This window comes from Pseudomonas chlororaphis subsp. piscium (genome assembly GCF_003850345.1).
GTDB classification, from domain to species: domain Bacteria; phylum Pseudomonadota; class Gammaproteobacteria; order Pseudomonadales; family Pseudomonadaceae; genus Aquipseudomonas; species Aquipseudomonas piscium.
Map to the genome: position 1 here is coordinate 4,195,023 of NZ_CP027707.1, position 21,666 is coordinate 4,216,688.

9 protein-coding genes and 1 pseudogene are annotated in these 21,666 nt (G+C 57.4%); all 10 read right to left on the bottom strand.

The genetic code is table 11. The annotated features are described in order from the left end of the window. Window positions 1–3: 3 nt before the first annotated feature. The 10 genes and pseudogenes from C4K38_RS19020 to C4K38_RS19070 all read right to left on the bottom strand — a co-directional run bounded on the left by C4K38_RS19020 (window position 4) and on the right by C4K38_RS19070 (window position 21,657). The gene (locus tag C4K38_RS19020) at window positions 4–909 is read right to left on the bottom strand and encodes an alpha/beta fold hydrolase (RefSeq protein WP_053278628.1); all 906 of its coding nucleotides are present in this window, start codon (window positions 907–909) and stop codon (window positions 4–6) included. Next, the gene (locus C4K38_RS19025) at window positions 906–1,769 is read right to left on the bottom strand and encodes a phosphotransferase family protein (protein ID WP_231998616.1); all 864 of its coding nucleotides are present in this window, start codon (window positions 1,767–1,769) and stop codon (window positions 906–908) included. The genes C4K38_RS19020 and C4K38_RS19025 overlap by 4 nt, the downstream gene beginning before the upstream one ends. A 101-nt stretch (window positions 1,770–1,870) precedes the next feature. Next, window positions 1,871–3,043 (bottom strand): acyl-CoA dehydrogenase family protein, encoded by a 1,173-nt coding sequence (locus C4K38_RS19030; RefSeq protein ID WP_053278635.1) that lies wholly within the window; start codon window positions 3,041–3,043, stop codon window positions 1,871–1,873. A 222-nt stretch (window positions 3,044–3,265) separates the two neighbouring features. Further along, on the bottom strand, window positions 3,266–6,796 hold the full coding sequence (locus tag C4K38_RS19035; RefSeq protein ID WP_053278625.1) for a type I polyketide synthase: 3,531 nt from the start codon (window positions 6,794–6,796) through the stop codon (window positions 3,266–3,268). Next, window positions 6,796–11,481, bottom strand: coding sequence for an SDR family NAD(P)-dependent oxidoreductase (locus tag C4K38_RS19040; RefSeq protein WP_053278624.1), 4,686 nt, complete (start codon window positions 11,479–11,481; stop codon window positions 6,796–6,798). Before C4K38_RS19040 ends, C4K38_RS19035 begins: the two co-directional genes overlap by 1 nt. Continuing rightward, the gene (locus C4K38_RS19045; RefSeq protein ID WP_197678031.1) at window positions 11,481–16,508 is read right to left on the bottom strand and encodes a non-ribosomal peptide synthetase; all 5,028 of its coding nucleotides are present in this window, start codon (window positions 16,506–16,508) and stop codon (window positions 11,481–11,483) included. The genes C4K38_RS19040 and C4K38_RS19045 overlap by 1 nt, the downstream gene beginning before the upstream one ends. Before the next feature lie 865 nt (window positions 16,509–17,373). After that, on the bottom strand, window positions 17,374–18,240 hold the full coding sequence (locus C4K38_RS19050) for a LysR family transcriptional regulator (protein ID WP_081001479.1): 867 nt from the start codon (window positions 18,238–18,240) through the stop codon (window positions 17,374–17,376). Window positions 18,241–18,346: 106 nt separating this feature from the next. Beyond that, window positions 18,347–18,478, bottom strand: a pseudogene (locus tag C4K38_RS32605) (IS5/IS1182 family transposase); the annotation flags it as partial. A 628-nt stretch (window positions 18,479–19,106) separates the two neighbouring features. Next, on the bottom strand, window positions 19,107–20,369 hold the full coding sequence (locus tag C4K38_RS19065) for a tetratricopeptide repeat protein (RefSeq protein ID WP_053278623.1): 1,263 nt from the start codon (window positions 20,367–20,369) through the stop codon (window positions 19,107–19,109). A gap of 70 nt (window positions 20,370–20,439) precedes the next feature. Continuing rightward, a complete protein-coding gene (locus C4K38_RS19070; protein WP_081001478.1) occupies window positions 20,440–21,657 on the bottom strand; it encodes a beta-barrel domain-containing protein in 1,218 nt (405 codons plus the stop codon). Window positions 21,658–21,666 lie beyond the last annotated feature (9 nt).

Consider the following 21,666-nt stretch of genomic DNA (forward strand, 5'->3'; position numbering starts at 1 on the left):
CCCTCAGCGATTTAGCTGATGCAGCCACCCCTCAATCCTGTGAGCCAATACTTCAGTTGCGGGGTCGGCCATTATCGAAAGATGGTCGCTCTCGATCGTGTCTACATGGAGCTGCTGGCAGAGTTCGCCCCAACCATAGTCGGGGGCGGTTTTATCCCTGGTGCCCGGCCGAGTCTCGGTAGCTCGAAGCAGCATCATTGGGAACCTGGCTTGCTCGGCAGGCGCATAGAGATGCTCGACTTCCGCCAGCAGCCCCTCGTCAGAGACATCGCATCGGGAAAGCAATCGATAGGGGGAGACGGTATCTAGCAGAATCACTACGGCCTCATGGCCACGCGCCTGTAAACGTAGCCCCATCTCGAAAGCCACCCATCCGCCAAAGGAGTGCCCGATGATCACTGTGGGGTTATCGTTCGCTGGAAGGTCTGCAAGGTGCTGCTCGGCAAACGCCTCGACCGTTGCAACCGACGGCTGTGAGCCATCGAACCTTGGCGCCTCAAGACCGTGCAAACGCCAATCCACCAGGTGCGCGGCCAACCGAGAAGCATTGAGGGCGCTTCCAGGATTGCCCGGGATAAATAAGATTCTGGGGTGAAGGACGTCCACAACACCGGCCTGGCTTTCTCCCAAAGCCTTCGCCAGTGAGCCGAGGCAGTCATCCTGCAAGAACTGCGTAATGGGCAGTTGCACCCCCGTCTCAAGGGCAATGCGTTGAATGAAGTGCACGGCGAGCAACGAATGCCCTCCCAGATCAATGAAGTTGTCATCAAGGGTGGCGTGCTCACCGAAAAGATCACGCGCAAGAGAAAGCACGAGGTGTTCTTCCCGATTTTGAGGCGAGCGCATAGGCCTGGGCTTTCCGTGCTGCAAGGGTGCGCGGGCGTGAATGTCCTGAATATTGGCTTTCATAGTCGTCCGCTCCCACAAGTGTTCAATGCATGAGCCAAGAGCGATCGTACGATGAGCTGGCCACGGGGAACGGGTGGGCCACCGTCTTTATGACGCAACACCAGTTGCTGGGTGATAACAGCCAGCCGCAGTAATCCGTAGACATACCAATACGAGGCATTGGGTACCTCGCGACCGCTGGCCGCAGCATACAGCTCTACCAGTTCCTGACGGGTCGGTGCCCCCAAAGCACAACTTGGCCCCGGCGCATCGAGACGCAGCAACGAAGAGTCGCCGCGTTCAATCCAATAGGCCAAAGCGATCCCTAGATCGGCAAGAGGATGGCCAATGGTGGCCAACTCCCAGTCAACGACCCCGACCACCCGTGCAGGGTCGCCGGGATCGACCAGAATGTTGTCCAGCTTAAAATCATTGTGCACAAAAGCTGAAGCGACCTGGTCCGGCAGGTTATCCGTCAACCACCGCACCACCGCATTGAAGTCATCGTGAGCACCTGCGGCCTCTTCTTCGCACCAGCGCCGCTCCCAATCGCCAATGCTGCGACGCAGATACTCCGGAGGCCTATCAACAGGAGCAATCTCAATGGCATGCAATGACGCCAGCGCAGAAATAAACCCAACGCAGAGACGACGAACAGTGTCAGGCGTAAGCGAAACGCAGGTCGTCGGCAAAATCCCTGGGAGCCGCTCCATCACCAGTAATGACAGACCTTCATCGGAGACGTCCATCACAGCAAGCGGCTTTGGCGCTAGACGATAGTGTTCAGCAATCCGCTCCAATACTGCGAAACGACGGTGTGCTTCCCGCCCACTGCCAGACGGCAAAACATAAGTGATGAGGTCGCGATCGTTCGCCTGCACCAAGTATGTCTCACTGGATCGACCTGCTCCGATGCGAGTCGCCAGAGCGGCTGCGCCGGGGTTACCCAGGGCGATCATCGTTCTGTGCGCGACCCGGAGGCTCATCGAGGCTCACCACGAAACACGGCCAGCGCATGCCGCGCGACCAACGCCTTGTGTACTTCATCAGGCCCGTCATAAATGCGTCCTGCGCGCTCATGGCGCCAGAGGACGTTTACGATCGTGTCACCGCTGACACCTAGTGCACCTTGGATCTGCAGGGCGTGATCAAGGACGTTCTGGGTCACTCCGGCGACAAAAAATTTCGCTATTGATATGTCAACTTGGGCTCGCTCATGGCGCTTCTGCAAGCGCGACGCGGCCTGAGCGACAAGGAGCCGGGCCGCGTCGATCGAAGCACGGCTTTCAGCAATCCAGTTCTGCACCGTCTGGCGCGACGACAAAAACTCCCCCGGTGCGAGTTCGCGGCGGCTGGCCCGTCGACACATAATTGCGAACGCGCGCTCGCAAACACCGATCCAGCGCGCGCAATGATGTAGCCGCCCCGTGGCAAGGCGGGCCTGCAGGACGACGAATCCAGCCCCAAGCTCGCCCAACAACGCGTCCGTCTCCACTCGACAGTCGTCCAGCTCGATTTCACCATGGCTGGCCCAGCCACACCCCTCATCGCCCATCACGCGAATATTGCGAACATGCCGATACCCGGGTGCATCAGTCGGTACGATAAAGGTGCTAGTTCGCGCGTGCAGCGGCGCAGTCTCATCGGTAACGGCGAGCACGATCGCAAATGCCGCACGGTCTGCACCCGAGGCGAACCACTTGCGGCCAGTGAGGTGCCATGCACCCTCCTTGAAAACAGCCTTGGTCGCCAGAGCAGAAGGGTTCGAGCCGGCCCTGTCCGGCTCAGTCGCCGCAAAGCAACTGCGGACCTTGCCCTGCAGTAAAGGATCAAGCCAGCGTCTTTTCTGCTCAGACGTGGCGTACTCGAGAAGGATGTCGATATTACCGGCATCAGGTGCCTGATAGTTAACCGCATAGTGACCCAGTGGCGACCTGCCAAGCACTTCCCCGACTTCGACCAGTTCGAGCAGGTCGAGCCCCGAGCCGCCATTGACTCGAGAGAGCTGGGGAAGCCAAAGCCCCCTCGCCCGGTTTGCCCCACGGATGTCACTCATCAACTGCTCGACCGTAGCAAAATCACCACTCGCCAGTGCCGCCTCCGGCGCAGCCAGCGCCGCCTCAACCGCTAGAAATGCCGCGACTCGGTCATTCATCATCCACCCCCGGCATGTCAAGCTGAGCCATGAGCGCGCTCATCTGGTCCCTTCCACCCGCCACCAGCTCCCGAAACCCCTGCATGTGCAACAGTGCTTGTTTCGATTGCCGCAGGCGCTCAAGCAAATCATGGCCCAGACTACCTGCAGGCCCCTCCACCTCAAGCCCGTCACCACAACGACACCGGGTAACGTCCGAATCCGCCAAGTGTTGTGCGATAGTCATAGGGTAATTTTCTCTGTGCTAGTACCTGGGCTCACCGACTGGGTAGTCACGAGCCGGCGCTCAAGTTGGCCCACAATCACTTCAACCACGGTGTTCAACGGCGACCCATCGATGAAGTGCTGCATAGGTACATAAACGCCAGTCGATCGTTCTATGGCGTTACGCAGTTCCGAGCCGGTAAGGGAGTCCATCCCCAGTTCAATCAGCGACATGTCGTGCGACAACTCGACATCACTGGACAAGATAAACTGCAGCTCCCCCCCTAGGTACTCGGCGATCAATGCTCGGCGAGCATCAGCGCTGTGCCCACGAAGTTGCTCGAAATCAAATACGGGTCTTCGCATCGGAGGGTGACCGCCAACCATCCCCTCAAGCAGTCGCGGAAGGTTCGGCTGTGAAGCTATCCGCTGGGTATCAATCGCCGCGATGATGAGGTGTGCATCGACATTGAATGCTTTTTCCAGCGCTCCAAAAGCCTCGGTTTCGGTCAATGCCTGCAGGCCGCTCGCACGCATTCGCTCCAGTACTTTGGGGTCAGTAGTCCCCATGCCTGCCGCCCACAGTCCCCAGCCGACTGACAAGGCGGGACGTCCATGCAGGCAACGTTGTTGCGAAAGTGCGTCGAGGTAGGCATTTGCCGCCGCGTAGGCCGCCTGGCCATGGCGCCCAAGTGCGACCGAGATCGACGAGAAAAGAAGAAACAGATCGACGGGCTGGTTAACTGTCAGCCGGTCAAGCAGGTCGGCCCCTCCCACCTTGGCGCGCAACACCCCGGCGAATGTTGCCGACGTCATGGTGACCAGGGAGGAGTCGTCAATCACACCGGCACAATGGATAACGCCACGAACGGGGCGGTCTGCCAGTGCCAACGCACTACGCAGTGATACCTCGTCCGCTACATCGGCACAGGCCACACGCACATCAACACCGTCGCTGCGCAGTTGATCGCAGCTCGCGCGCACGTCTTGTTCCTGTTCGCCCCGACGGCTGATTAACAAAAGATGGCGCGCCCCACGGCTCGCCAGCCAACACGCGGAAGCCAGGCCGAGGGCGCCTGTACCACCGGTGATGACATACACACCATCAGCCGCAATGTCAGGCATCACCTCACAGGTCCCGGTACGGCGCAGTCGAGGTACGAGGATGACAGCCGCGCGAATAGCGACCTCCTCTTCGCCGTCTTCAACTGTACCCAGCATGGCCGCAAGCGTTGCAAGTGACTGTTGCGATCCATCGATGTCAACCGACCTGCCCCAAAGCGCCCCCTGCTCACGGCGTGCAACACGCACCGCTGCGTTGATGGCCGAGACGACAGGGTCAACTTCCTCCGCCGGCCCGGTAAAGGTCGCCCCTCGTGTGACCACCACCACGGGGCCCAAGGATGGGTTCAGCGCGAGTGCTTGAGCCAACTCGATGATAAGGGCACCGTATTGTGTGATTGCCTCCAGCGGTTCGGTGGTTGCCAGGCTGCCCGCGACTACAAGCATCACACCCAGGTTGGCATTTCCTGCCCCCAGGATTGTCTCGACCTCCGCACCCACTACGGTGCATTGCTCGCCCGCTGCTTCCAGTGCTGCGGCGATTTCACCGCACAGCTGCGGATCATTTCCAGCAATGATCCGTCTGCCTGAACGCAGCGCAGATGCAACCAACGGTATCGGCTTCCAGGCTATCCGATAGAGCGGCGGTGCTTGCGTTGCTCCGGACTGCTCGTCCAGCCAATATTTTTGCCGGTCGAATGCATAGGTCGGCAATGACACTATGCGGCATCGCTCAGGCGCAAGTCTGGTCAAATCAACTGGCGCGCCAAGAACGTAACCTTGAGCAATGGCCTCCAGCGTTTCGGGCAATGCTTCCCCAGCGACATCCCTTGCAGGTGACATTGCACGGGTCAGACCGGACACCACTGTCGTCTGTTCTCCCAGGGCAAATCGGCGCAGCTCATTGGCCATCTCCTGCGCACTCGATGCAACGACTGCCAGGCGGTGGGAAAAATGTGTCCGCGCCACGCGGGACGAGAAGCAGACATCTTCGAGTTCGGTTTCGCTGATCCCAGAGAGGTGCTCGGCAAAACGAACCGCATTCATGAGAAGCGATGCCGCTGATTTAGCCGAAACTGTCAATAACTGTGGAAAGCGAACCTCCCCCCGTACAGCTTGGGAGACCGGTGCCGCCACGACGAGCGCATGGGCATTGGTCCCACTGAAACCAAAGGAGCTGACACCTGCCACGCGCAGGGCTCCACTCATCTGCTCATTCTGCCGGGCAAGCCGAAGCGGCACTGAGCGCCAGTCAACACCACGATTGGGCTGCAGGACGTGAAGCGTCGCAGGCACTACGCCGTGACGTACGCAAAGAATAGCTTTGATCAATCCAGCAATCCCCGCGGCCCCCTCCAGATGCCCCAAATTGCTTTTTATCGAACCAAGTAGCACAGGCGAACCTTTCGCACGGTTGGCAAAAACCGATGCCAGGGCCGCAGCTTCGATCGGATCGCCCAGTGATGTACCCGTCCCATGGGCTTCAACATATTGCACCTGTTGAGCGTCGATGTTGGCGGCCCGCAATGCCGCTCGTATCAGTTCACGCTGGGCGTGTTCATTCGGTACCGTCAACCCGGCGCTCCGACCGTCATGGTTGACGGCAGACCCCGCGATCAAGGCGTCGATCGAGCGACCGGCCGCTGTCGCATCACTCAGCCGTTGCAGCACAACGACACCACATCCTTCGCCACGGACGAAGCCATCTGCGGAGTCGTCGAAGGGGCGGCACCGGCCACTGGCCGATAACATATGAGCACGACACTCTGCCGCTGTGGAAACTGGCGAAAGGACGACATTCACACCACCGACAATAGCGATGTCGCATTCGCCGGCGCGTAATGCAGCGCAAGCGAGATGAACAGCAACCAGTGAAGATGAACAGGCTGTGTCAAGGGTGATCGACGGCCCGTGCAGCCCAAGCACATGGGATATACGTCCGGCCAGCACGCTGGCTGCGTTACCCGAAGCGCTGTACAAGTCCACATCAGCGGCGTTGCGAATTCGGTGGGCATAATCTTGATGCATAACACCGACAAATACGCCGGTGGCGCTGCCCTTCAGTGCCGAGGCAGGAATACCGGATCGCTCCACCGCTTCCCATACAACTTCCAGCAGGATTCGCTGTTGCGGATCAAGCATCGTCGCCTCTCGCGCCGAAATACCGAAAAACCCAGGATCAAAGGACGCGATATCGTCTAGAAAACTGCCCGTGCGGCAATAGATATGGCCTGCCGAATCCGGATCGGCGTCGAAGTAGCGCTCGCTATCCCACCGGTCAGCCGGGACCGCTCGAACGCCGTCCGTACCGGCAAGTAGCAGTTGCCACAATTCCTCTGGCGAGTCTGCACCGGAAAATCGACACCCCATGCCGAGCACCGCAACGGGTTCGTTCAACTGTTGCTCCAGTCCACCCAGTTTTCGCTGGAGCCGTTCAATCTCTATCAGCGCATCGTGCATCAGCCTAGTGGGATTGTTCGTACTCATCACATGCTCCCTCCGCGCAGCTCTTCGAGCTTCGCCGAAAGCATTTCGACCACATCTTCCTGTGAGAGATGTTCAGGTATTGAAGTCTCAGGCAAAGCGGACGCAGACACGGGCAGATGAGCCTGATCGGCTGCACTACGCAGTGCGTCAATGGCCGCCTCGCCAAAGACCGTCTGCGCCATATGGTCAGCCAGCGCAGCTACCGTGGGATTAGAGAAAATAACAGTCGCTGCAACCGGACGTCCGAATCGCCTTTCGAGCTTTAAACGCAGGTCCGTAATGAGCAACGAGTCGAGATCGTACTCAAACAACGAACGTTCGGGATCGAGCGTCGCCAGGTCTGTCCCCGTGACGGCCGACACATCCTCGGCGATGAGCTGGAACAGCCGATGCCGTCGTTCATCGGCAGACAGTGGGAGCAGCTCATTGACCGAGGACGTTCTCGCAGAGCCGGGAATGTCGCTGACAATGTCGTCAAAGCGGCTGAATGGAACCTGGGGAGGCCACTGTCCGACCAGACGTTGCCAATCTACCGCAAGCAGGACGGCATGCGCTGGCAGATCGGCGAATAGGATGTTCTCGAACGTCGCACGACCGCACTCCTCCTCTATCTGGCCGATCCCCAACTGGCTCAATCGGCGTTTCGCGGTGACAGCAGTACGAGCAGCCATACCAATGTCTTGCCATGGGCCCCATGCGATCGACAGCGCCGGCATCCCCTGTGACCGACGATAGACCGCAAGCTCATCCAGGTAGGCGTTAGCCATCGCGTAAGTCGCCTGCCCTGGTGCACCAAACGCCGCAGCGGCAGATGAGAATAGAATGAAGTGTTTGAGTGGATAGCGCAGTGTCCGCTCGTGCAGCAACCATGCCCCCTGAGCTTTACCGGCAAAGGTCGCTTTCAGCGATGCGGGTGTGACATCGCCCATGAGCCGGTCCTCGACCACGCCTGCCAAATGACAAATTCCGCGCAAAGCCGGCATCGTCGTATCTATCTTGTGCAACAGCGCCTCAATGTCTGCGTCGTTTGCCAAGTCAGCCTGAATCACTTGAACGTCGATACCTTCATGCTCAAATGCAGCCAGTGTTTCCTGAGCATCAGCATCAGGTGGGTGACGGCCAGTGAGCACCAGCGACCGAACCCCGAGCGCGCTGAGCCAGCTCGCAACACGCAACCCCAGTTCACCAAGGCCACCGGTAATGAGCCACGTTTCATCCCCCGAAAAACTGGCTTCAGTGCGCCGTGGAAGATCAAACCTATGAAAACGCGGCGCCGAAACGCCCTCCCCATCGACCATGACTTCTGTTTCTCGATCAAAAAAGTCGAGACCACGACGAATGGTTCGCGCATCGTTGGCGCGTACCGCCAATGTCCGAAGATAAGGGGTTTCCATAGCCGCCACCCGAGCAAGCGCCTGGAGCGGCGCCCCACTGGGTACATTCACTGGCAGGACGATTGCTACACAGCACGGGCGGTCATTTCTCGCGACTCTGCCGAGCAGGTCCAAAGCGCCCTCATACAGACTCAGATCGGGTCCCGTCGCTCGTGCATCTGCCCCACGACAATCGATAATAAAGTCGGTTGTCTCGAACGAGATATCGGAGGGGCTGTCGGCCACAAGGGGACGCTTACCCTCAGCCAGCAGGATATCCGCCAGCTCCTCGGCAACCCTACCCGCATCCCGAAGAACGACGACGGTCTGTGGTAATTCGAACGGGCGGTCGAGCGACTGGCTCCGCCATTCGATGGAGTAGCCATCGCGCAGCGGCTCGATACGCAGCAGTTCGTTCCGACTGACCTCGCGTGATTCCAGGCCCACCATCTCGGCCAAAACGCCGTGGTCGTCAAACAGCGTAGCGAGGCCACGATCGGCTGCAGCATAACAACGGAGCTGCGATGCGGTATGGGCACGTATGGTCAACCGAGCAATACGGGTGGGAACAAACGCCTTATTCCCCTCCGGCCGGGCGGCAACCGCCAGCAGTTGCAGGGCCGAATCGAGGATCCCCGGATGGAGCAGCCACCCGTCGTCGCCAGCATCGGTCCGCATCGAACAGACGGCATCGTTATGACCTATAACAATGTCCGATAGCCGACTGAACGAAGGGCCCATCACCACGCTGTGGTCGCGTAACCACGAGTCCAGCAAGACGGTTGGGGTTTCTTCTCCCTGTACCGTCTGCGATGGCACGACACTGACAGTTGTGGTCGTTTCGACCCTGGCCGTGGCATGGATTTCAAATGGTTCTTGAGTCAATACTGTCGCGTCAAAACCGTCATCATCACGTACAAGTTGCAGTTGCACCCGACGCCCCATCCCCTGCGGAATCACCAGGGCAGCAGGAAAACGTAGATCGTGTAGAGCGAATTCGTGCGCTTTACTCACCTCGCGCACCCCTTCAGCGATCATCACCGCCAGCGCCGCACCGGAGACGATGACCTTGCCGTAAATCATGTGATCACAGAGAAATGGCAGGGTCGCCACGCTCCATTGGGCATCAAAAAAGCTGGAACGCAGCATCGGCGCCTCTGTGCGCCGCCCAAGAAAAGTTGAAGTGCCGCTATCGGCGTAGCGTGGCGCAGGGTCGATCCAGAAACGCTTGCGCTGGAACGGATAGGTTGGAAGCGACACACGATTTGCGCCGCTGTAGATTTTCGTCAAGTCCAGATCTATACCGCCAGTCCAGAGTCCTGCAATCGCATTGAGCGACTCCTGGGCAAATGAGGCGACACCGGCTACGTCAGCACCTAGCGCGTTGTCGCCAAACTCGAGCACCAACGTCGCACCCGCTGCCGCCACAGCCGAGGCACCGTCCCCCCGACTATGCGCCAGTTGTGCAAGCTCCTTATGCACGGCCTCCACGCTATCAATTGCCATGCCCGAGAATGCACTGATCCAAAGCAGTGACGGTGCCACAACATTTTGCGCATTACAGTTGCGCGCATCATCAGCGCTCAAGGCTCCAGCCGCGAAAGCCGCGGCAAATAGGCCGGCTCCGGTACCGCAAACAATCGAGGGCACAACACCGCGCGTCTGCCAGACTAAAACGCCGTCGATAACCGCACCCAGATTATCTGTGTCACCAAAGGCGAACGTGACCTCAGGCCGACGCTCCTGCTCTTCGTTAAAAAATGCATTCTCATCTTGTTTACCGTCGGCAAACGCCTTCAGCGAGCTGATCAGTTGACCACGCTGCTCAGAGCGAAAAGCTACACGTCGCTCCCTAGTTAGCCTGCCGATGGCTGCCGTAAAACACACATCTTCGATAGAGAGATCTGGGTCCGCCTCCAGGAACGCCGCATAGTTTGCGCACAACTCGCGTAGAGCGTCCTCACGTGCCGAAACCAGCAGCAGCGGTACAGTGCTCCGTACCTGCGCCAGACGACGAGGTGATGCTTCCAGGATCACGTGGGCATTGGTACCGCCAATACCGAACGAACTGACTCCCGCCCGCCGACCCGGGGTACTCCAGGGAGTCAGATCAGTTGGCAGGTAATAGGGGGATCCTCCACGTAACTCGTCGATCGCATGCGCGGCCCCCACGGTCGGAGGAATCTGGGCATGCTGAACGGCGAGTGCGACTTTGATCAAACCACACACGCCTGCTGCTGCATTCATATGTCCAACATTCGCCTTGACCGAGCCAATAGCACAACGCGGACCACCAAGCTGTCGGTCCCCTAATGCACTCGTCAACGCCGAAAGCTCCACCGCATCCCCAATGGCAGTCCCTGTACCATGAGTCTCAACATACTCAATCGAGGCACCGTCAACTTCACCGAGCGCAAGAGCTGTCCGGATTACATCGCCCTGCCCCCGGCCTCCAGGCGCGGTAAAACCTACTTTGGCAGCCCCGTCATTATTGATGGCTGCACCGCGAATCACAGCCAGAATAGAATCCCCGTCGTCAAGCGCATCTTCCAGCCGCCGCAAGATCACTGCACCGGCACCGTTACCAAACACGGTGCCGCTACTTTGTGTAGTAAAGGGGCGACATGCGCCATCTGCGGCAAGAATACTGCCGTCCTCATGCACATACCCCTGCCGTTGTGGTAACCCAATGCTGGCACCTCCCGCCACGGCAATGTCGCACTGGTAACTCAACAATCCCTGGACGGCGAGTACGACAGCAACCAGTGAAGTGGAACAGGCGGTCTGTACCGTGATTGCCGGGCCGCCAAAATCCATGCGGTAAGCCACTTGTGCAGCCAGGTAATCCTTGTCAACGCCTACCCATTGTTGCAGGTAGCGGTTCGGTGCTGAGCGATCCAGTTGGCCCAAGACATGGTCGGTCAAATAATCAAGGCTCGCAGAACCTGCCCAGATTCCGATGCGTGGGCCTCGAGCCGCACCGTGCCCAGCATGCTCTAGTGCGTCATGGACGCATTCAAGAAAAACCCGTTGTTGAGGGTCCATAAATGCTGCTTGAGAAGGGGCAATCCCAAACAACGCGGCATCGAACATATCAATATTTTCAATCGTGCCTCCCGCCCCGATAAAACCGGGTTGGGACAATACCGCCTCGGGCACACCTTCGCGTCGTGCTGCGTCTGCGGTGAAGCGCTCAATCGTCACCTGACCGCCGGCTATAACTGACCAGAACTGTTCCAACGTGGTTGCCCCAGGAACCCGGCAGCCAGCGCCAATGATTGCTACGGCGTCAACAGGTATATCCTTGTCCATTACAACTCTCCCCTGCGCGCCCGCACGCGTTGCTTGTAAGCGCGTATGTAAGCAATATCGTTCTGATTGGAGTTGGCACCGGTACTCGTCGCTAAGGAGGAAGTGGCAACTGATCGAATAGTCGCAAGCGAGAAGAAATCAGCCAGCGACGGAACCGCTATCCCACGAGACTCCAGCAGTGCGCGCAAACGCACAATGTGCAGTGAAGTCGCCCCCGCATCGAAGAATCGCTGTTGAGGGTCAATGCCAATACCCACCACTTCGACATAGGCCTGCATCATCATCGTTTCGAGCAAAACATCGCCACGCACCGGCCGTACCGGCTTCGGCTCAGGTGGCGCGGGCAGCCGTGAGCGGTCCACCTTACCGTTCGCGGTCAAGGGCAGAACGTCGAGTACCCCCACATGGTGCGGTTGCATATAGGTTGGTAGATGGAGAGCAAGAGCAGCACGCACTGAGGTCACTACCTCGCCGGGCACTTCCTGCGACGCAAGCACATGGAGCTGGATTACCGTCGCCCCGCTGCGTCGAACGACCGAGGCCACAGCCCGTGAAATACCACCTGCCTTCATCGCGACAGCTTCAATCTCACCCAGTTCGATGCGATAACCCTGAACCTTGACTTGATTGTCCATACGCCCAAGCAGTTCAAGTTCGCCAGTCGACATCCATCGTGCGAGATCACCAGTCCGATAGAGGCGATTGCCATCCTTATCGGTGAAAAAGCGCCGGTTGGTTTCTGCATCGTTACCGCAATAAGCCAGGGCCAAGCCTCTTCCACCCAGTAGCAATTCCCCGGCCACGCCGTCAGGGCGCTCACGTCCGTCAGGGGCACGCACAAAACATTGTTGATTTGAGAGCGGTGTCCCGTATGGAATTGAGAGCAGTACCGCGTCGCTAGGAACGATGGGGTGAATGACTGACCAGATTGAGACCTCTGTTGCGCCACCAAGGCTGATGGGCTGGGCTCCCGTAAACACCTGACGGATACGTGCCGTAAGAGCTGGTGCAATCCAATCGCCACTGAGCAAGACGAGTCGCAAACTGGACGAATGAGGCGCAGCGACATCAAGCAAGAGCTCAAGGACTGCAGGTACCGAGTTCCAAATCGTTACTCCAGCAGTCGTCAATGCTTGCGCAATTGCGTCCGGATCGCGGGATCGCTCGGGAAACACTACGGCACCACCTACCGCGAGCAATCCGAAAATATCGTAGACGGAAAGGTCAAACGCCAGTGATGAGACGCACAGTGCTCGATCCCTCGGGCCGACCGAGAAGCGCTCGTTGATATCATCTATGGTGTTCGCCGCAGCCTCATGGGTGATAACCACACCTTTGGGACGCCCCGTCGAGCCCGAGGTGAAAATCACATACGCGACATCGCTCGAGTCCCCATCCACCGGTTCAGGCCGGAGCCGACCCGGTTGCTGATCAAGCTGCAGCGTCGGTATCGACAGGTTCATGCTGTGTGTCAGCACCGCATACCCGGCCTTGGATTCGTACAGGAGCTCTTCAATTCTCGTCAGCGGCCAGGACGGCTCAATGGGGAGATAGACCGCTCCAGCGATGCCGATCCCAATCAATGCTGCCACAGCCCTTGGACCAGGTTCGACAATGGCTGCAATCACATCCCCGCGCCTGACGCCTTTGCGTTGCAACCTGGCCGCAATGTCCTCGGCATCTTGCCGCAAGTCACCGTAGGTGGTGAGTAGATCACCGAAGACTACCGCGATCGCGTCCGGGCTTTCAGTTGCGTGGGTTATAAACGGCGTAGCCAATCGACGCGGGGACCTGTCGCAGCTCGTCGAATTCGCCTTCAGGTGCCGTGCTTGCTGACTGACTGGAATCTTGGCGAGTACCGGATATTCGACCGCAGAGGGCCTGGTGGCGATCGTCGTGAGCACCTCCACAAACGATGCAAACATCGTCTCGATCAACCCGGCAGGGAATAACTGCTCCACATACTCCCACATCATCAGCAAACGTCCATCGCGTCGCGCCAGGATGTTGTGCAGCGATACTTGCGGGGTCGGATTGGAGACGTCGACCATAGGCCCGATCGAGTCAAGAACCGAAAGGTCGTCAGCCTGATCGCCCGACAGAAGACTGGTCACGACTATAGGCATCAGAACCGGCGCACCATTGCGGCGACTGAGTTCACGGAGCATCGAAACACCTGTGGACCAGGGCTCGTCCAGGTCACGCCATATCTGTTGCTGGATCGCCTGGGCAAAGTCGGCGAAGGAGTCATGGGGTTCGCGCAAAGACAACAGGGTACTGCTCGTGAAGTCGCCAATGGCCTGCTCGGCCTGTCCTGATCGTGTACTGCAAGTCACATTGATGGTGAGAGCTGGCGATGCAGACCATAAACGCAAGACGTCAACAAAGGCAGCCATACAGATTGACGAGAGCGTGACCCCAAGCGCCTGTGCATTCAATGCCAAGGCTGTTGTCAGCTCTTCCGACAGCTCCTGTCGGCACATTACAAAGCGAGGGGCATCAATATCCGTGGCAGCCATCGCCTGCGGTAAATCAGGCGCAGGCGCGATTGACTCCACCTTCTTCAGCCAGGCTTCGCGACATTCAAACGGCACGCAGGAGGTAGCCGTCCCCACCCTCCTGAAACCCGATACCAAGGAAGGACCGTCAACCAACTCCCGAACAAGGAGCAACAAGCTCCGCAGGTCGCCAGCAAGCAACCCCAGACGCAAATGCAACACCGTCTTGGCATCCGTAAGGCGCGTGAAACAGACGCTCAGAGGATGACGATTGTCCTGGGCGAGCTCCTCGCGCGCCGCGCTCAATCCGGCGCTTATGGCTTGCTGTCCGAGACCCCGCAAGTCTCGATGAGCAATGACGGGGGCGTACCCGCGCGGATCGATGACCGCACAGCCATCCTCTTGCACGGACATCCGCAAAGCCGGATGGGCTGTCACCAGCGCAGCCAACCTCAGGCTCAGAGAGGAGACCTGGGAGTGATCAACTTCAAAATCAACACGAATGTGTGGTTGAACACTGCCGAGGGGAACACCACTCTGTTGGCCGATCCAATAGGCTTGCTGCATTTCGGACAACTCAAACGGCTGCGCGCAATCTATAGCGTGCGAAGCCAAAGGCTCTGCGACTGCAGCACTTTGCGCATTGGCAATGTCCCTGCACAGACTATCGGCCGATGCCGTATACAACGTCTCGAACTTGAGCCTTACACCGTAACGCGAGTAAATCGCCGCGGCTAGCCGAGCAGCTGAAAGCGAGTCGAGCCCAGCATCAATAAGCCTGCTGGTGCGCTCGCCCACAGCGCCCGGCACGAAGCGAGCAATCTCTAGAAGGATATCGTCGTCAGCTTCGACGGATTGACGATGGGAGTCAGCAACGACCTGCAACTCACCGCGAAACAGGGCATCACGTGTTGCAGCACGACGGGTTTTACCACTTGATGTGCGCAGGATACTCCCCCGCCGAAGCAGAACGATACGTAGCGCGCCTATGTCATGCCTGACCTTCAGCTCCGTGCGAATACGCGAGAGGATGTCTCGTGTATCACCCTCTTTACAGCTGCTACGCACCTCTGCACCGATGAGAACCGCTTCACCGTCCTCCCCTTCTATGGCTACTGCAAATACGCGGCCTTTACGAATATCGGGGTGGCACTCCGAGACCGAATCCTCAAGGTCGTGGCAGTAGATATTACGGCCGCCGACAATGATCAGATCCTTCAGTCGCCCCACGACAAAGAGCTCGTCTTGCTGAAGAAAACCAAGATCGCCCGTACGAAGCCATGGCCCTCCTCCGGTAGCCAGGCAAGCTTGGAATATTTCCCGTGTTTCGCTCTCACGGGACCAATAGCCATCTGCAACACTTTGCCCAGCAACCCAAATTTCGCCAACCACATCAGGTTTGCAAGGAACAAGCGTGGCGGGATCGACAATCACAATGCTTGTTCCTACCGAGCTGGTACCGCATGACGCCAGCTCAATGCCCTGGTGACAGGGAACAACCCGTCCAGCGGCCAGCGCGGCGGGCTCGAAACAGCGACTGCGTGTGCCTTCGCCGCAACGTCCCGATGCCACTTTCAAGGTCGCCTCCGCCAACCCATACCCAGGTATGACCACGGAAGCAGGCATTCCAAAGGGAGCAAAAGCTGTTACGAATCGGCGCACGCTGTCGCACCGAACCGGCTCTGCGCCATTGAGCGCAAATCGCATTGAAGAAAGGTCGGTTCCAGGTGCCAGATCAGCCGCCCGATCTGCACACAAGGCGTAGGCAAAATTGGGCGCTGCCGTATGAGTACCACGCACCGATGCCATCGCTCGCAACCATGACAACGGCTGCGCAATGAAACTCTCCGGAGGCATCAAGTAAGCGGTGAAACCGCAATACAAGGGCGTAAGAATACCGTACACCAAGCCCATATCATGAAAGTACGGCAGCCAGCTCACCATCACACTCTGGGCATCGTGCAGAGCTGCGCGATCGAGATCTTCGATCGTCGTCCGTAGGCTCGCCTGAGTTACAGCAACGCCTCGCGGTGTTCGTGTGGAGCCCGAGGTGTACTGGAGCAGCGCTGGATTATTGTCGGCCGCCAGGCGCATAAAAGGAGAGCGCCGATCATTGTTGTCCGTTTGCAGCCAGTCAATCCCCGGAGGTCCCTCACGTCCTTGAGCAGTTAACGCAAGTGTCCCGCCACAATCTTGAACAATGGCCGCTACAGTTTCGCCATTGGTTCGAGGAGCAACGGGTACGGCAATCGTGCCGGAGAAACAACAACCAAAAAATGCCGGAATAAACTCAAGGGGATTGTCATAAGCCAGCAATACCCGGTCACCGGGTGAGGTTCTTTGCGCCAGACGATAAGCAATAGCCGCTGCACGCTCGCAAAGGTCCGCATTTGTCAGCGATATGCCCTTCGATTGATCCAGCGAAGCAAAAGCCAGCAGATCTGGGAAGGTATCAGCACGCGACATTAATTGCTCTGCCAGGGAAAGACGAGGCAGAACACGAGGTTGTTCGCTGCAAGGAATGCTCATGACCGCCCCTCACACTTAGTTGTTTGCCTGGATAGCCAAAAAGCAGCTGTAAGGAACATCCTCCTCACTCTATTCAGGACAGTAGAAACGACTGTGACCTCGTTGACTTTTTTATTGATGCAGGAACCAGAGATAGATTTTCGAACGCTCAACTTCAAAGGGGTGAGATCAGCATCTCCAGTCCCCCGTACCAGACTGTTTTGACTCAAATTTATGGATTTTAACTTACTCACTTCAAACATTAAGAATGATCGCCTCCTTCCCCAAAGAGACGATAAACACTCCACAGACGTTGATACTCTCCCGCTCCCCCTCACCTGAACTGATTGCATGGTGGTAGCTCCATGAAAAACAAATCCATAACAGCTCTACGAGTATTCATATAGAGCCCTCGAGCACAGCAGACAAACACCCCCCAAATGGCAGCACAACTAAACTCGATGCAAGGTAGCAGCAAAACCTTGGACAACCCACCAAACCAAATTGAAAAAAACCGAATCCGTAATCCAACAACCCAAAAAAACAACCTAAAACTAAATCATTGATTTAAAAAAACGAAACAACATAAAACCTATTAACAACCTGTACAAAAAAATTCACTCAAATCAATTATTCCCAGCAGAGCCAGAAAAGACTAACATTCGGTCCACCAATGACATTGACGCAAAATTATATTCGCAGAGAGCGCTTGCCGCCCTGGACAGGGTAAACCGCGCGCGCAAGCATGGCCCACACACTGACCCGAAACAAGAAATTAGAATACTTAGTGACTAACACAGAAAGTTTGCCACTCTGGCGACTTTCACCAGAACGGCGATGGGTCTGCTAACAACCCCGAACGGTATAGATACCCAACCTAACTGTACTATGCCAAGCAAAAGCCTATTTTGGTAAAATGCTCATAAATAGCCTTGCGTAAGCACACCGCTGCCGGGTTCGCAGTACTCGTTAATAAACAGATGGAATGTTCAGCTAAATCGGGCAACTCAATCCCTTGAACACTCTTGGCGACCTGTTTGCCGATTAAACCATCCTCCATAACCCCGATGGCCAACCCGCTCATAACCGAAGCCTCAACGGCAGTAGGACTAGAGCTTTCCAAAAATATTCGAAACTTTATTCCTGCCGTCTTGAGTGCTCGAATCGTCGCCTCACGGTATGGACAACCATGAAGATGGACAGAAATAGGTAGTGGCTGGTCTGGGTCGTATTTGAATGTTCTCGAAGCGATCCAGCGGGGTGATGTTGTGCAGAGAAACTCCCCATTTTGCGGACATTGAGAAGCAACCAACAGGGTGATATCAAGCATCTGCTGCGAGAAGAGATCAAACAACTCTCCACTTGAGCGAGCTTCGACCTCCAATTCCAACATAGGATTATTTAGAGTGAAAGCTGGAAGCAAATCACTCATAAGTTTTGCCACGTAGGTATCTGGCACACCCAGTCTCAATTTCGGCAGAAGAAACTGTGGAGACAAGGATGTTATTAGTCTGTCATGGGCAACCAAAAAATCGGTCGTATACCCGAGTAATCTGCGCCCAAACGGAGTCAGCTCAACGACATTATTGTTGCGATGAAATAGCCGGTACCCAACCTGCTCTTCAAGCTTGCGAATCTGAACGGTAACAGCTGAAGCGCTGCGATTAACATACCTAGCTGCTTCCTTGAACCTGCCGAAGCGCGCCACAGCATGAAAGGTCTTCAGCACTGCTATATCAAATTTCCGACTCATAACATACTCTCTGTCGTATATCACTTTCGCCCCATTCACTAAAACTTACTGCTCCCTTCACTCCTCTGTCCAAGCCAAGAGCCAAACATTAGTCCAACATACACCTCTAGGCACTGTAGGAGAAGTAATGTCGTAGAGACCGCATGGCACAAGCCCATGAGAGCATCGCCGCATAACTTTTCGCCAGCCTGTCGAAATGCTGAACGATATGGCGATACTCCTTCAACCATCCGAACATGCACTTATGCCTGGATAAAGCACCACGCCAAGCCACAAGAGAAGTCGATTGCAGGAGAATGGTCAAGACACAAGGCTCCCCATCTCCCCCCTTGTCGAGGGTCTATACCGGCAGACCTCTGCATATGTTTCGGCGCTCACTGTTAAATATTACAATCCTGATATTTTCCTGCCTTCACGGAATGCTGGTGACTGAAGACAAGCGACTAGATCGGCAACCAAAACTCGTGCTTCAATCAAGTTTATCCTCGACTTGTCTTTGTCATAGACACCCGCGACGGGGAAAAGCCTTACCGCTTTACCAGCCGTAAACGGCGATGAGAAGGTCACCAGCTTAGACTGGTAGTAGCGCTGATTCGAGAAGACAACCATCACCATCTCGCGCCATTACGCCAATGGCGCCCCAAACAGGAACCTGAGAGGCCTCATCGAAGATCACGAGGTCAAACGGACTGGAAGCGGAGGCAGGCTCACATTGCTTTTGTCGAGGAAAAGCTCACTGGCCAGAGACTGAATACGAACGGTTCTGCCTTTATCGCATGACCAAACACATACGTACCTGCATCGCTATCGAACATAGAGTAGCTCTACATCCCCCTGATCCACGACCCACTGATTTTCTAGGCCCCCTAGAGCATTTTCAACCTGATCTCTGCTTCCACACGGCTGATCATCCTGGCAAACCGCGCCGGGATATGCGCCGTCACCAGCCCCGCCTTTACCACCCCAGGATAGCGACAGACCACGACCTCTTGCTCCGCTTGTTTGAGCAGCAATGTCCATTGCACCGGGGTGCCATCAGCCCATTCCGCCCGGGCCTTGAACAGTGGTGAACCTTCGGCATAGCCGACATGAAAATCGGCCGGCATGGGGCCGCCGGGGAAGGTCCGCGCCTGCATGAAACCGAACATCGAATCATGCTGCAGGAGGCTCTGCCGTGCATAAGGCCAGACGTACTGGCGCAGGAAATACTGATCCGCGAAGTGCTGCGACTCGACACCAGCGCTGAAGAACGATTGCGTCAACTGCTCCAATGGCGGTAGAGCACCGGCCACCACGCCCCACAGCCCCGCCAGCATCAGCTCGGTATGGGTGGCGCAATCACGCATGCAGTGGAACCTGCAATCACTGTGCAACCACTCCTCGACCGCCTCGGCCTCCCGGGTTGAAACCACCGAGTCAGCGTCCCGGAACAGCACTCGGTGCAGGTGCAGGTCCTGCAACGCGAGAAACCGCCACATCGGGCCGGGCCAGCCGTGGGCCTGTTCATCGACCTGTATGACTTGCGCTCCCGCCGCGAGCAGTCTTTCGACCACGCTTGGTGGCACGCTGTCGTCGATGTAAAAGCGGCACGTCCAGTGCGGATAGATCTTCGGTTGCTCAATCACGTTGAGCACTGCCGTTTCGCAATACTTGGAGTCGGCGCCGAATAACGAGAACGCGATGACGTTCTTATCCCGGGTTTGTGTGGAAGGCAAAGGCGGCATTACCGGTGCCGCATGGGGCGCCGCTGGCGCCACACCGAAACCTTGATCCCGCAGTTGCAGGGCCATCAAGCCGTACTTCCTGACGTCCTCCCATTGCCGCAAAGCGCCATGAGCATGGGACAAGGCGTCGAACAAGGCAAAACTGCGGCCTCCACGCGCCAGAGCCTGTTCGGCATAACCCACTGCCTGCTGCCAGCGTTCAAGCTTCAAGCAGTTGACCGCTGCGTCAGTCCAGGCTTGCGTCAGCCCAGGAGTCATGCGGATTGCCTGCTGGCATACATTGAGCGCCTCTTCGTAGCGCCCCTGCTGATGCAGAGCCTTGGCGCGCTTGCCAGCGGTTTCGACCAGTAACTGCGCCGAATTGCGGATTGCCGGAATGCTGGGTTTTCGAGCTTTTCTAGCCATGACAAAGTCCTCGCTGGGCCGCCCCGAAGGCCAACCCAGCGTGCAAATGGTGTCCTGTGGAAAGTGATGCTTAGCGTTCGCGCAAGGCTTCGCGAGCCCTGTTGAGCGGTTTGACCAGGTATTCCCAGACCGTTTTGCCGCCGGTGTGGATGTCCACGGTGGAGATCATCCCGGGAAAGATAGGGAAGGCTTCGCCACTTTTGTTGAACAGCGAGTCGCTTTGGGTGCGGACAAAGACCCGGTAGTAATAGACATCGCGTTTGACATCGTCCTGGATGGTGTCTGGCGAGATGGTCACCACTTCACCTTCCAGGCCACCGTAAATGGCGTAGTCATAGGCGCTGATCTTCACCGTGGCCCGCTGGCCCGGATGCAGGAAGGCGACGTCCCGCGGCGAGATCCGCGCCTCCACCAGCAATTGATCCTCGATCGGCACGATCACCATCAGCCGGCCATTTGGCGGGACGACCCCCCCCACGGTGTTGACCTCGATGTCTTTCACCACGCCGCGCACCGGCGACACTACAGTCAGGCGCGACAGCATGTCGGCACGCCCGCGGGTCACCGATTGCTGGGCCTCGACTTCGCCGTTGGCCTTGGCCAGTTCTTCACGCGAACGCACCAGGTATTGGGTACGCGTATCGTTGGCCTTCATTTCCAGTTCGTTGGCCTGGCGCTTGAGGCGCAGGACTTCGACGTTGCTGGCCGCGCCCATCTTGGCCAGGCGCTCGGTCATCACCAGCTCACGCCTGACCAGGGTCAGGGCTTCCTGAATGCCCGCCAGGCTCTTGGCCAGGCTGTCTTTACGCGACTTGAACAGCGCCGTTTCCGAACGCACCAGGGCCGGGTCTTCCATGACATAGTCGGGAAACGCCAGGTCGCTCCCCTCGACTTCCGCACGCAAGCGGGTGGCCGTTGCCAGGGCGGCACGAGCCCGGGAGGAACTTTCGTCCACCGACGACTCGGAACGTGTGCGGTCCAGTTGCGCAAGCACTTGCCCGGCCTGAACCATGTCGCCTTCCTTGACGTTGAGCTGCGCCACAATCCCGCCTTCGAGGGATTGAATGACCTGTTCTCGTGAGCTGGGAATCACTTTCCCGGTACCACTGGAGACCTCGTCGAGCGTAAAGCAGTACGCCCAGGCCAACAGCAAGGCAAGGCCGGCGAAGGTCAGCCAGATGAACCAGGACGCCCGCGGAAGCCGGCTGTGGGCTTCGAACAGGTCCGGACGGGTCAGGCTGAAATTGATCGGGTTCAAGCGATCGGATGCAGGTAATTTGATGTTCATGATTTCTCC

Excerpts from the sequence above, each read along its gene's own strand:
- C4K38_RS19020 (WP_053278628.1), bottom strand. The coding sequence starts at position 909 with ATGAAAGCCAATATTCAGGACATTCACGCCCGCGCACCCTTGCAGCAC.
- C4K38_RS19030 (WP_053278635.1), bottom strand. The coding sequence starts at position 3,043 with ATGAATGACCGAGTCGCGGCATTTCTAGCGGTTGAGGCGGCGCTGGCT.
- C4K38_RS19035 (WP_053278625.1), bottom strand. The coding sequence starts at position 6,796 with ATGAGTACGAACAATCCCACTAGGCTGATGCACGATGCGCTGATAGAG.
- C4K38_RS19040 (WP_053278624.1), bottom strand. The coding sequence starts at position 11,481 with ATGGACAAGGATATACCTGTTGACGCCGTAGCAATCATTGGCGCTGGC.
- C4K38_RS19045 (WP_197678031.1), bottom strand. The coding sequence starts at position 16,508 with ATGAGCATTCCTTGCAGCGAACAACCTCGTGTTCTGCCTCGTCTTTCC.
- C4K38_RS19050 (WP_081001479.1), bottom strand. The coding sequence starts at position 18,240 with ATGAGTCGGAAATTTGATATAGCAGTGCTGAAGACCTTTCATGCTGTG.
- C4K38_RS19065 (WP_053278623.1), bottom strand. The coding sequence starts at position 20,369 with ATGGCTAGAAAAGCTCGAAAACCCAGCATTCCGGCAATCCGCAATTCG.
- C4K38_RS19070 (WP_081001478.1), bottom strand. The coding sequence starts at position 21,657 with ATGAACATCAAATTACCTGCATCCGATCGCTTGAACCCGATCAATTTC.